The 10,721-nt window shown below is 71.2% G+C and carries 9 protein-coding genes; 4 read left to right on the plus strand and 5 right to left on the minus strand.

Going from position 1 to position 10,721, the window contains the following annotated elements; all coding sequences use genetic code 11:
- Window positions 1-179: 179 nt before the first annotated feature.
- Genes AB0C29_RS17605 through AB0C29_RS17615 form a run of 3 tightly spaced genes read right to left on the minus strand, consistent with a single transcriptional unit; the run spans window position 180 to window position 3,482 of the window.
- The gene (locus AB0C29_RS17605) at window positions 180-794 is read right to left on the minus strand and encodes a dihydrofolate reductase family protein (RefSeq protein WP_360550761.1); all 615 of its coding nucleotides are present in this window, start codon (window positions 792-794) and stop codon (window positions 180-182) included.
- A gap of 54 nt (window positions 795-848) precedes the next feature.
- The gene (locus AB0C29_RS17610; protein ID WP_360821337.1) at window positions 849-1,424 is read right to left on the minus strand and encodes a dihydrofolate reductase family protein; all 576 of its coding nucleotides are present in this window, start codon (window positions 1,422-1,424) and stop codon (window positions 849-851) included.
- 39 nt (window positions 1,425-1,463) lie between these two features.
- Entirely contained in the window at window positions 1,464-3,482 is a 2,019-nt protein-coding gene (locus tag AB0C29_RS17615; RefSeq protein ID WP_360821339.1) for a SpoIIE family protein phosphatase, read from the minus strand.
- A 111-nt stretch (window positions 3,483-3,593) separates the two neighbouring features.
- Here AB0C29_RS17615 and AB0C29_RS17620 point away from each other — a divergent pair, with 111 nt between their 5' ends.
- The 3 genes from AB0C29_RS17620 to AB0C29_RS17630 all read left to right on the plus strand — a co-directional run bounded on the left by AB0C29_RS17620 (window position 3,594) and on the right by AB0C29_RS17630 (window position 8,719).
- Complete coding sequence (locus AB0C29_RS17620; RefSeq protein ID WP_360821341.1) at window positions 3,594-7,721, plus strand: HAMP domain-containing protein; 4,128 nt, start codon at window positions 3,594-3,596, stop codon at window positions 7,719-7,721.
- Window positions 7,714-8,262 carry a response regulator gene (locus AB0C29_RS17625; protein ID WP_360821343.1) on the plus strand — a complete coding sequence of 183 codons (549 nt, stop codon included), beginning with the start codon at window positions 7,714-7,716 and terminating at the stop codon, window positions 8,260-8,262. Before AB0C29_RS17620 ends, AB0C29_RS17625 begins: the two co-directional genes overlap by 8 nt.
- Before the next feature lie 193 nt (window positions 8,263-8,455).
- On the plus strand, window positions 8,456-8,719 hold the full coding sequence (locus AB0C29_RS17630) for a hypothetical protein (protein WP_360821345.1): 264 nt from the start codon (window positions 8,456-8,458) through the stop codon (window positions 8,717-8,719).
- Between the two features lie 78 nt (window positions 8,720-8,797).
- Here AB0C29_RS17630 and AB0C29_RS17635 read toward each other — a convergent pair whose 3' ends face one another.
- Complete coding sequence (locus AB0C29_RS17635; protein ID WP_360821347.1) at window positions 8,798-9,601, minus strand: hypothetical protein; 804 nt, start codon at window positions 9,599-9,601, stop codon at window positions 8,798-8,800.
- 100 nt (window positions 9,602-9,701) lie between these two features.
- On the opposite strand from AB0C29_RS17635, the gene AB0C29_RS17640 reads away from it, so the two are divergent.
- Entirely contained in the window at window positions 9,702-9,842 is a 141-nt protein-coding gene (locus AB0C29_RS17640; protein WP_360821349.1) for a hypothetical protein, read from the plus strand.
- Here AB0C29_RS17640 and AB0C29_RS17645 read toward each other — a convergent pair.
- Window positions 9,830-10,648 (minus strand): LLM class flavin-dependent oxidoreductase, encoded by an 819-nt coding sequence (locus tag AB0C29_RS17645; protein WP_360821351.1) that lies wholly within the window; start codon window positions 10,646-10,648, stop codon window positions 9,830-9,832. The genes AB0C29_RS17640 and AB0C29_RS17645 overlap by 13 nt on opposite strands.
- Between the last annotated feature and the right edge of the window lie 73 nt (window positions 10,649-10,721).

Below are 10,721 nucleotides of genomic sequence, written 5' to 3' on the forward strand. Positions count from 1 at the left end.
GCGGCCCCACCGCCGATCAGCACGACGGTGGCCATGGCCGGGCGGCGCGACCTCTTCTGACGGCCCGCCGGCCGGGCAGCTCCGGCGCGGCGGCGATCCGCGGCCGGCGCGGTCTGTCCGGCTCGGCCTTCGCCGGGCTGGGCCTGGCTTTGCCGGCTGAATCGGCCTCGCCGGCCGGGTCAGCGGTAGGCGGGTTCGCGGGCCAGGGCGTCCGCGGCCAGGTGGCGGCCCAGCTTGGCCAGGGAGCCCACCGCGTAGGTCAGGTAGGCGAACTGGCCCATCTGGGCGACGTGGGTCAGCGCCAGTTGCTGCGACGTCAGCCGGCGGGGCAGCAGCGGCGTGCCCGCGCCCAGCATCGCCGGGGCCATGGCCAAGATGATCTCGTCGAGCAGGCCCGCGTCCGCGAACTCGCTGACCAGGTCGCCGCCGCCGGCCAGCCAGACGTTGCGGCCCTGGGCGGCGACCATCATGGCTTCGTGGACCCGCTGCACGTCGCCGCTGACCATGAAGACGTTGGCGTCCGGCACCGGCGGGAGCTCGCGGTGGGTGAAGACCCAGCACGGTACGTCGCCGTACATCTCGTGCCAGTTCTCCGGCTCCTCGAGCACGTTGTCGTTCTTCAGCACCCATTCGTAGGTGGCGGCGCCCATCGCGAAGGCGCCCACGCCGGAGAAGAACGCGCCGAACGGGTTGTCCGTGCCCTCGTCGACCTCGAACAGCCAGTCGAGCGAATTGTCCAGATCGGCGGTGAAGCCGTCGATGCTGGTCGCGGTGTAGTACTGCGTCTTTGCCACACCATCACGATGCCACGGCGTAGCCGACAAAAGGGCCGATTCCGGCGTAGCGGGTCAGGCCGGCGGACCCACCCGATACGTCAGGTACGCGAACTGGCCCACCTGCCGCATCCCGGTCAGCGCAAGCCGCGCAGAAGTCAGCTTCCGCGGCAGCAGAGGCGCACCGGCCCCCAGCGTCACCGGCGCCACCCCGAGAATGATCTCGTCCAGCAGCCCGGCGTCCGCGAAGGCCCCCGCCAGCTCACCCCCGCCGACGACCCAGATGTTCCTGCCCTGGGCCGCCTCGGTCATCGCCGCGTGCACCGGCCGGACATCGCCCTGCACGAACCGCAGATCAGCGCCTGGAATCGGCGGCAGCGACCGGTGGCTGAACACCCACGCCGGGGTGTCGCCGTAGTACTCCGCCCACTTCAGCGGCTTGTCCAGCAGACCCTCGTGCTCCAGCACCCACTCGTAGGTGGTGGCGCCCATGGCGAAGGCGCCCACCTCGGCGAAGAAGGACGCGAACGGGGCGTTGCCCGCCTCGTCCTCACGGCCCTCGTCGACCTCGAACAACCAGTCGAGCGAATTGTCAGCATCGGCGATGAATCCGTCGATGCTGGTCGCGGTATAGAACTGTGTCTTCGGCACGGCATCCAGCTTGCCGCAGCGGTACGACAAAAAGCCGGTCTACAGGGCGTCGTTGCGCAGGACGAGGATCGCGATGTCGTCCCGCGGCTCCTCGACCGAGAAGTTGATCGTCGTCGAGCGCAGCCGGGCCGCCATCACATCCGCCGGGTAGCCCGCCAGCGGCGTCGCCGCGTCCCGCAGGCGCGACGTGCCGAACAGCTCCCGGCCGCGCCGCCGTTCTGTCACGCCGTCGGTGTAGAAGATCAGGGAGTCGCCCGGGTGCAGGGTCACGTTCACGTCCGGAGAGGTGATCGTCTCCAGCAGGCCGAGCGCTGTGCCGCCCTCGCCCACGAAGGAGGTCTTGCCGTCCGCGCGGACCAGGACCGACCGGTCGTGGCCGGCCAGGTGCAGGCAGACCGCCAGGTCCGTGCCCGCCCGGGTCACCGTGGCCATGGCCAGCGTGCAGTAGCGTCCGCCGCCGCGCTGGACCAGAGTGCGGTTGACCCGGCAGAGGATCTCCGTCATCGGCTTGCCGTCGTCGACCAGGATCCGGATCACGTCGCGGACCAGGCCGGTCACCGTCGCGGCCTGGACGCCCTTGCCGGACACGTCGCCCACCACGACCACCCAGCGGTCGTCGCCGGCCGGGACGACGTCGTAGAAGTCGCCGCCCACCTCCGAGCCCGTGGGGACGTACTCGGCGGCGAAGCCGATGCCGGTGACGTGCGGCAGCGCCGGGGGCAGCAGCGAGGCCTGCAGGGTCCGGGCGACCTTGCGGCGTTCGTCGTGGATGCGGGCGTTGTCGATGGCCAGCGCCGCGCGGCGGGCCACGTCCTCCAGCACCGCCACCTCGTCGCCGTCGTGCCGGTGCCGCAGGTGGCGGCCCACCGCCAGGGTGCCCAGGCGCTGCCCGCGGGCGACCAGCGGCACCGCGAAGCCCTCCGGCGGGGTGCCGAACATGACCTGCTGGCCGAGCCGGGAGGCCTCCTCGAGCCGGGCCAGGATCGAGTCGGGGCCGGTCTCGGCGAGCGTCGCGTGCAGCTGTGGCACGGCGGCCTCGTCGGCGTGGGTGGCCGCGGCGAGCTGCAGCCGGCCCCAGGCGTCCGTGGTGTGCACCGCGCACCACTGGCCGAGCCGGGGCACCACCAGCTGCGGGATCAGCGCCATCGTCAGGTTGACGTCCAGGGACTGGGCGAGCAGCTCGCTGGCCTCGGCCAGGAACGTCAGCCAGGTCTGCCGGCGCAGGTCGGCCCGGCGCAGCCGGTCGTTCTCCAGGTGCAGGGAGAAACGCTCGGCGACGATCGTGGCCAGCGGCTGGGCGTATCCGGCCGGGGACGCGTCCAGCTCCAGCTCACCCGAGTACGGCCGCTGCACGGTGAGCGGCACCCGGATGGTCTCGGCGTCGTCGCGGGGAGCGCGGCCGTGCCGGGCCAGCAGCTGGCGTCCGCCGCCGTCGCCGCGGTCGAGCCGGACCACCCCGCCGGTGGCCCCGGTGAGCCGGGACAAGCGGGAGAGCAGCTCGGTGCCGAACTCGGCCAGGCTCTCGTCGGTGAGCCGTTCGGGGCTCATCTGCAGCAGCGTGGTCAGCTCGCCGACGGACGGGGCCACCTCGTCGTCGGCGGTGGCCACGGGGATGCCGTCACGGGCCGGGCCCTTGCTCTCCAGCCGGAACCAGACGCCTTTGCCGACGCCCTCGTGCACGGTGCCCCAGCGGCTGGCGAAGTGGTCCACGAGCAGCAGCCCGCGACCACGCTCCGCGACCTCGCCGATGTCCGACTGCTCGTTGCGGGGGCCGACCGCGAGCTGCTCGACCGGCCCGGGGGCGAAGTCGGTCACCGTGACGGTGAGCCCGGCCGGGTCGGCGTCGACCTCGAGGTCCACTTCCGTGCCGGCGTGCACCACCGCGTTCGTGGACAGCTCGGTGGTCAGCAGCAGGGCCTCGTTGACCAGGGAGTCCAGCCCGGCCTCCTCGAGCACCGAGCGGACCAGGGCGCGCGCCGCGGCGGGCGTACGCCGGTCGTTGGGCAACCGGACCCGGCGCACGAGAGCTGCCGCGATACGTCCCGCCTCTACCGACACGCCTGCATCCTCTCCCGCCGACCGGCTTCGCACAAAGCTGTACCTCGCGCCGGACTGTCCCGGCGAGGGATGATGGAGCGCCCCAGCCGTTGGACAGCGAATGAGGACAGCATGACTGCGACCCACCAGGTCAATGTCGGCGTGCCCGACGAGACTGCCGTGCTCGTCGAGCTCGCGGAAGCCCTACGCCGGGTGAGCCGTGGCGATTTCAAGGTTCGCCTGCCCCGGCGCAGCGGCGTCGCCGGTGAGGCCGCGGATGCCTTCAACGAGGTCGTGGCGCTGCAGGAACGGCAGAATCGCGAGGTGCGCCGGATCAGCCGGATCGTCGGCCGGGACGGCCGGCTGACCGAGCGGCTGGACGAGGAGGGCCTCGACGGCGCCTGGGCCGACAGCGCCCGCTCGGTGAACTCGCTGATCGACGACCTGGGCCGACCGACCACGGAGATCTCCCGGGTCATCGTGGCCGTCGCGGACGGTGACCTCTCGCAGCACATGGCACTCGAGATGGACGGGCGACCCCTTCGGGGTGAATTCCTGCGCATCGGCCGGGTGGTCAACACGATGGTGGACCAGCTGTCCTCGTTCGCCGACGAGGTGACCCGGGTGGCCCGGGAGGTCGGCACCGAGGGTGAGCTCGGCGGCCAGGCCGACGTCCGTGGCGTGGCCGGCACCTGGAAGGACCTGACCGACTCGGTCAACACGATGGCGTCGAACCTGACCCACCAGGTCCGTTCGATCTCCCAGGTGGCGACGGCCATGGCCCGCGGCGACCTGTCGCAGAAGATCACCGTGACGGCCCGCGGCGAGGTCGCCGAGCTGGCCGACACCATGAACGGCGTGACCGACACCCTGCGGCTCTTCGCCGAGCAGGTCACCCGGGTGGCCCGCGAGGTGGGCACCGAGGGCAAGCTGGGCGGCCAGGCCGACGTACCCAATGTCGCCGGCACCTGGAAGGACCTCACCGACTCGGTGAACTCGATGGCGTCGAACCTGACCAGCCAGGTCCGCAACATCGCCCAGGTCTCCACCGCGGTCGCCAAGGGCGACCTGTCGCAGAAGATCACGGTGGCCGCGCAGGGCGAGATCCTCGAGCTCAAGGACACCGTCAACACGATGGTGGACCAGCTGTCGTCGTTCGCCGACGAGGTCACCCGGGTGGCCCGCGAGGTCGGCACCGAGGGCCGGCTGGGCGGTCAGGCCCAGGTCCGCGGCGTCTCCGGTACGTGGCGCGACCTCACCGAGAACGTCAACCAGCTCGCCGCCAACCTCACCGACCAGGTCCGCAACATCTCCCAGGTCTCGACGGCGGTGGCCAAGGGCGACCTGTCGCAGAAGATCACGGTCGACGCCCGCGGTGAGATCGCGGAGCTGAAGAACACCATGAACACGATGGTCGACCAGCTCTCGTCGTTCGCCGACGAGGTGACCCGGGTGGCCCGCGAGGTGGGTTCCGAGGGCAAGCTGGGCGGCCAGGCCGAGGTCAAGGGCGTTTCCGGTACGTGGCGTGACCTGACCGACAACGTGAACTACATGGCGTCGAACCTGACCAGCCAGGTCCGCAACATCGCCTCGGTCACGACGGCGGTGGCCAAGGGCGACCTGTCGCAGAAGATCACGGTCGACGCCCGCGGCGAGATCCTGGAGCTGAAGTCGACGGTCAACACGATGGTGGACCAGCTGTCGTCGTTCGCCGATGAGGTGACGCGAGTTGCTCGTGAGGTGGGTTCGGAGGGCAAGCTCGGCGGCCAGGCCCAGGTGCGCGGCGTCGCCGGCACCTGGCGCGACCTGACCGACAACGTGAACTACATGGCGTCCAACCTGACCGCCCAGGTCCGCAACATCGCCTCGGTCACCACGGCCGTGGCCAAGGGCGACCTGTCGCAGAAGATCACGGTCGACGCCCGCGGCGAGATCCTCGAGCTCAAGGACACCGTCAACACGATGGTCGACCAGCTGTCCTCGTTCGCCAACGAGGTCACCCGGGTCGGGCGCGAGGTCGGCATCGAGGGCAAGCTCGGCGGTCAGGCCGAGGTCAAGGGCGTTTCCGGTACGTGGCGCGACCTCACCGACAACGTCAACCAGCTGGCCTCCACGCTGACCACCCAGCTGCGCGCCATCGCCGAGGTGTCCACGTCGGTGACCCGCGGTGACCTGACCCAGAGCGTGGCCGTCGAGGCCCAGGGCGAGGTCGCCGAGCTCAAGGACAACATCAACCAGATGATCGTGACGCTGCGCGAGACCACCAAGGCGAACGCGGAGCAGGGCTGGCTCGACTCCAACCTGGCCCGCATCGGTGGCCTGCTGCAGGGCCAGCGGGACCTCGGCGAGGTCTGCCGCATGATCATGACCGAGGTGACGCCGCTGGTGGACGCGCAGCTCGGCGCCTTCTTCATGGTCGACCACGAGGAGGCCGTGATGCGGCTGCGCCTCGCCGCGTCGTACGGCTACGTCGCCCGCAACCATGAGGTCACCTTCGGGCCCGGTGAGGGACTCGTCGGCCAGGCCGCGGTCTCCCGCCGTACGATCCGGGTCCGGGCGACCCACGACGGCGTCCTGACGATGCGCTCGGGTCTCATGTCGATGCCGCCGAACGACCTGGTCGTGCTGCCGGTGCTGTTCGAGGGCGAGATGCTCGGCGTGATCGAGTTCGCCTCGGTGGCCGCGTTCTCCGGGCTGCACCTGACCTTCCTGGAGCGCTTGGTGGCGGCCATCGGCGTCGCCCTCAACACCATCCAGGCCAACCGGCGTACGGAGGAACTGCTCGCGCAGTCGCAGCGCCTGGCCCGCGAGATGCAGGACCAGTCGGCCGAGCTCCAGCGCACCAACGCCGAGCTGGAGGACAAGGCGCAGCTGCTCAGCGAGCAGAAGGGCAACATCGAGACGAAGAACCGGGAGATCGAGCTGGCCCGCCTCGGCCTCGAGGAGAAGGCGCAGCAGCTGTCCCGGGCGTCGGCGTACAAGACCGAGTTCCTGGCCAACATGAGCCACGAGCTGCGGACGCCGCTGAACTCGCTGCTGCTGCTGGCCCGGCTGCTCGCCGACAACCCCGAGCACAACCTGACCGAGAAGCAGATCGAGTTCGCCCGCACCATCCACAGCGCCGGCTCCGACCTGCTGTCGCTGATCGACGACATCCTCGACCTCAGCAAGATCGAGGCCGGCCGGATGGACGTCGAGCCGGACCAGGTCGACTTCGACGGCGTCCGCAGCTACGTCGAGCAGGCCTTCATCCCGCAGGCCGAGGAGAAGGGCCTGGAGCTGCGGGTGGAGGTGTCGCCGGAGCTGCCCGAGTCGATCGTCACCGACGCCCAGCGGCTCCAGCAGATCCTGCGCAACCTGCTCTCCAACGCGGTCAAGTTCACCGACAACGGCTCGGTGACCCTGAGCATCTACCCGGCGCCGGCCGACCTCGACTTCGACATCCCCGGGCTGGCCTCGGCCCACCAGGTGGTCGCCTTCGCGGTCAGCGACACCGGCATCGGCATCTCCGACGAGAAGCTCAGCCTGATCTTCGAGGCGTTCCAGCAGGCGGACGGCACGACCAGCCGCAAGTACGGCGGCACCGGCCTCGGCCTGTCGATCAGCCGCGAGTTCGCCGCACTGCTCGGCGGCACGATCGTGGTCTCCTCGGCCCCCGGCGAGGGCTCGACGTTCACGCTCTACATGCCGGACGTCCTGATCGGCGACGCGATCCCGACGCCGTCCCTGCCGCAGCTGCCCGCGTCGACCTCGGCCGGTGAGCCGCGCCGCACACTGTCGTCGCTCGACCTCCCGCTGATCACGCCCCGCCCGGAGCTGGAGACGCACACGGTCAGCCCGGCCAGCCGCCAGCTCGACGGCGCCACCGTGCTGATCGTCGACGACGACGTGCGCAACGTCTTCGCGCTGACCAGCGCCCTGGAGATGCACGGGCTCAACGTGCTCTACTCCGACAACGGCGTGGACGGGGTCCGGCTGCTGGCCGAGCACCCCGAGGTCGACATCGTGCTGATGGACGCGATGATGCCGGAGCAGGACGGCTACGAGACCACCCGCGGAATCCGCCGCAATCAGCGCTTCGCGGACCTACCGGTAGTCTTCCTGACAGCGAAGGCGATGCCCGGCGACCGGGAGTCGGCGCTGGCGGCGGGGGCGAGCGACTACATCACCAAGCCGGTCGACCTGGACGAGCTCATCGAGCTGATGGCCCGCTGGGTGAACGCGTCGGACAATTCCGGGACGGAGCACAAGGATGGCTGAGCGGGCCAAGGCGCTCTTGGTCGACGACCGGCGCGACAACCTGCTGGCGCTGGAGGCGATCCTGCAGGGCCTGCCGGTGCAGGCGGTCGCGGTGGAGAGCGGCGAGGCGGCGCTGAAGCAGCTGCTCACGGACGACTTCGCGGTGATCCTGCTGGACGCGCAGATGCCCAACATGGACGGCTTCGAGACGGCCGGCCACATCAAGCGGCGCGAACGCACCCGGCACGTACCGATCCTGTTCCTGACGGCGGCCGACCGTGACGCCCAGCTCGCCCTGCGCGGCTACGCGGTCGGCGCGGTCGACTACCTGACGAAGCCGTTCGACCCGTGGGTGCTGCGGGCCAAGGTCTCCATCTTCGTCGAGCTGTGGACCAAGACCCAGCAGCTCAAGGCCCAGGCGGAAGCCAGCCGGGAGCGGGAGGCGCAATGGCAGCGCCTGACCGACCTGGTGGACGAGGCCGCGAGAGCCCTGCGCGCCGGCGGCGACGAGGCCGCCGGTGAAGCCCTTGAACTGCTGGAGAAGGCCCGCTGGGGCAACTAACGCAAGGTCCAGTGCTGCGGGAAGAGCACCTGGACCGGCGTGACCAGCGGGCCGTTGCCGCCGGGTTTGTAATGCACCATCCCGGAGGTGGCGGTAGTGCGGGACCTCCAGAGGCTCGAAGGCGGCGGCCGCCCGCCGCCCCGGCTCCTCGAGGTCCGCGCTCAGCACCAGGTCAGGTTGCCGGGGCAGCGCCATGCTGACTCCGTCCGCGGTGAGCGACTCGCGCCCGGTCACCTGCGCCCGCAGCCGGTCGAGGGTGATGTCGCGGTCCGGACCGGCGGCGAGGTCGAGCAAGACGTTGTGGCCGGTCACCGGGATGTGCACGGGCGCCGGGCCGACCTCGGAGCTCGGCGAGCGCACCAGCGTGATGTGCGAGCGGGTGCTCAGCTCCGCGGTGAAGGGTGCGGCCACCGCCGCGGTGGGCGCCACCGGCCTGGTGAGGATCTGTGCGGCATAGAACTGGCCGCCGGTTCCGGCGGACGGTCGGCTCCCGGTCGGTTCCACGGCTGCACTCCTTCGTTCGGTCAACGGGCCCTCAGCCCGGCCGGGCCATCGTGCGGAACGGCTGCCCGCCGAGGTCCACGCGGCGCGTACCACTGCGCCCGGCGCAGGTCCAATCCAGCTCCAGCGCCCATCGGACGTCGGCGGTCGCGGTGTGCACGGTCAGGTCGAGGACCTCGGGATCGTCGGGCGTGACCTTGAACGGGAAGCCGGCGTCGCCGAGCCGCTCCAGGCGTGGCGGATCCTCGTCGAGGTGCACGGCGAACGGCCGGACCGGCACGACACCGTGGTGCGGGACGAGGTCACCCGCGGCCGGCCGGCGGGCCAGCACCACCGGGCGCAGCTCGGTCAGCACGACGGCGGGTGGTTCGGGGGCCTCGACGATCAGGCGTACCCGGTGCCCGCTGGCGGGAACCTCGTGCACCCCGTCCGGGCCGCGGACGACCAGGTAGCTGACGTCGGCGAGCCTGACGGTGACGGCCAGCGGATCGCCGGCGCCCGCCAGGGCATCGGCGGCCACTGTCGCGCGTCGCTGACCTGCCCGTTGTGCGGCCAGCTCCGCGAGCACCCGGCGATGCTCCGCCCGCCACCCGTCGAGGTCCGGTGGGCCCGGCCAACCGGCATGGCGGTGACAGACGTCGACGAACGCCGCCACGAACTCCCAGTCCGGCAGCGTACGGCCGTGGAGCTTGTCATCGATGGTGGTGCGGGGATAGGGGCGACCCGTCCGGCGGGTGAGGCGTTCCAGCTCGCGCAGCGACGGTTCTCCTGCCCGCCGCCGGAGATCGCGTAATCGTGCGGCGAAGCCCGTCAGCGGCGCCTGCCCGTGGCTGTCCACTCAGGAACCCTAGAACCGGCTGCACCGCGCTGTCCCACGTCTGTCCGGAGCCCGTCCGAGAAGATCGCCGGACGCCGGCCCGGGCGGCGACCTTGGACCCATGACCAGAGCGCTGATGGAATGGCTCACCGCAGCCACTACGGTGTTGAGTTTCGGCACCGGCCTGTTCAACCTGGTCGCCGAGGCCGCCCGCGCACAACGCCGACGCGACGGGCGATGCGACCACGATCACTGCGAGTGATTGCCGCGGAGCTCAGCGATCACCGGGGCGAACTGGTGCATGAACATGGCGCTGACTCCGATGTAGGAGATGCCCAGCTCAGCCCGTCGCCGGCGAAGCGTTTCGGCGATCCGGCCCGGGTCGCCGAGCAGGAACGCGATGCCGCCCGCCGCCGCCATCCGCCGGGCATCGCCGCCGACCATCCGGTTCACCCACTCCGGCACCGCCTCGGCCGTCTCCGCCACCGCCGCCACGTTGACGTGCACTTCCGGTGACCCGCCGAAGCCGCGGAGCCGGGCGACCGTCTCGGCCAGTTCCTCCTCCGACGACTGCGGGGGCAGGCCGAGGGCCACGATGTCGGCCTGCTCGGCGGCCAGCCGCAGCATCCCCGGTCTGCTCGCCGCCACCAGCACCGGCGGGCCGCCGCCGGGAAGTTCGCGGACGGCCCGGATCGTGTCCGCCACCCGCCGTAACCGCTCGCCCGGTGTCCCGAACTCCACGCCCAGCGTCGCGGCGTCCCGTTCGGCGCCCGGCCGCCCGCCTCCGAGGCCCAGCTCGAAGCGGCCACCACTCAGGAGCTGCAGGGTTCTCGTCTCCCAGGCCACCAGGCCGGGCGCGCGGTTGGGGGCACTGAGCACATAGGTGCCGACCCGCAGCCTCTCGGTGCACGCCGCTGCGGCGGCCAGCGCCGCGAACGGTGACAGCGTGTGCACGGTGTCCGGGACGAGCAGGGTGTCGTAGCCGAGTTCCTCCGCCTGCCGCGCGGTGGTGGTCCACTCCGCGCCGGTGCGGGCCGTTGCTGCCACCACGCCGAATCGAAACGTCATGGTCTCAGCGTGGTGCCGCCCCCGGGACGTGTCGGCGTCCCGGGGGCGGCGGTCCGGCTACTGCGGGGAGCGT

The sequence above is a fragment of the Actinoplanes sp. NPDC048791 genome, from assembly GCF_040650095.1.
In the GTDB taxonomy this organism is placed as follows: Bacteria; Actinomycetota; Actinomycetes; order Mycobacteriales; family Micromonosporaceae; genus Actinoplanes.

Excerpts from the sequence above, each read along its gene's own strand:
- AB0C29_RS17620 (WP_360821341.1), top strand. The coding sequence starts at position 3,594 with ATGACTGCGACCCACCAGGTCAATGTCGGCGTGCCCGACGAGACTGCC.
- AB0C29_RS17625 (WP_360821343.1), top strand. The coding sequence starts at position 7,714 with ATGGCTGAGCGGGCCAAGGCGCTCTTGGTCGACGACCGGCGCGACAAC.
- AB0C29_RS17630 (WP_360821345.1), top strand. The coding sequence starts at position 8,456 with ATGCTGACTCCGTCCGCGGTGAGCGACTCGCGCCCGGTCACCTGCGCC.
- AB0C29_RS17640 (WP_360821349.1), top strand. The coding sequence starts at position 9,702 with ATGACCAGAGCGCTGATGGAATGGCTCACCGCAGCCACTACGGTGTTG.
- AB0C29_RS17645 (WP_360821351.1), bottom strand. The coding sequence starts at position 10,648 with ATGACGTTTCGATTCGGCGTGGTGGCAGCAACGGCCCGCACCGGCGCG.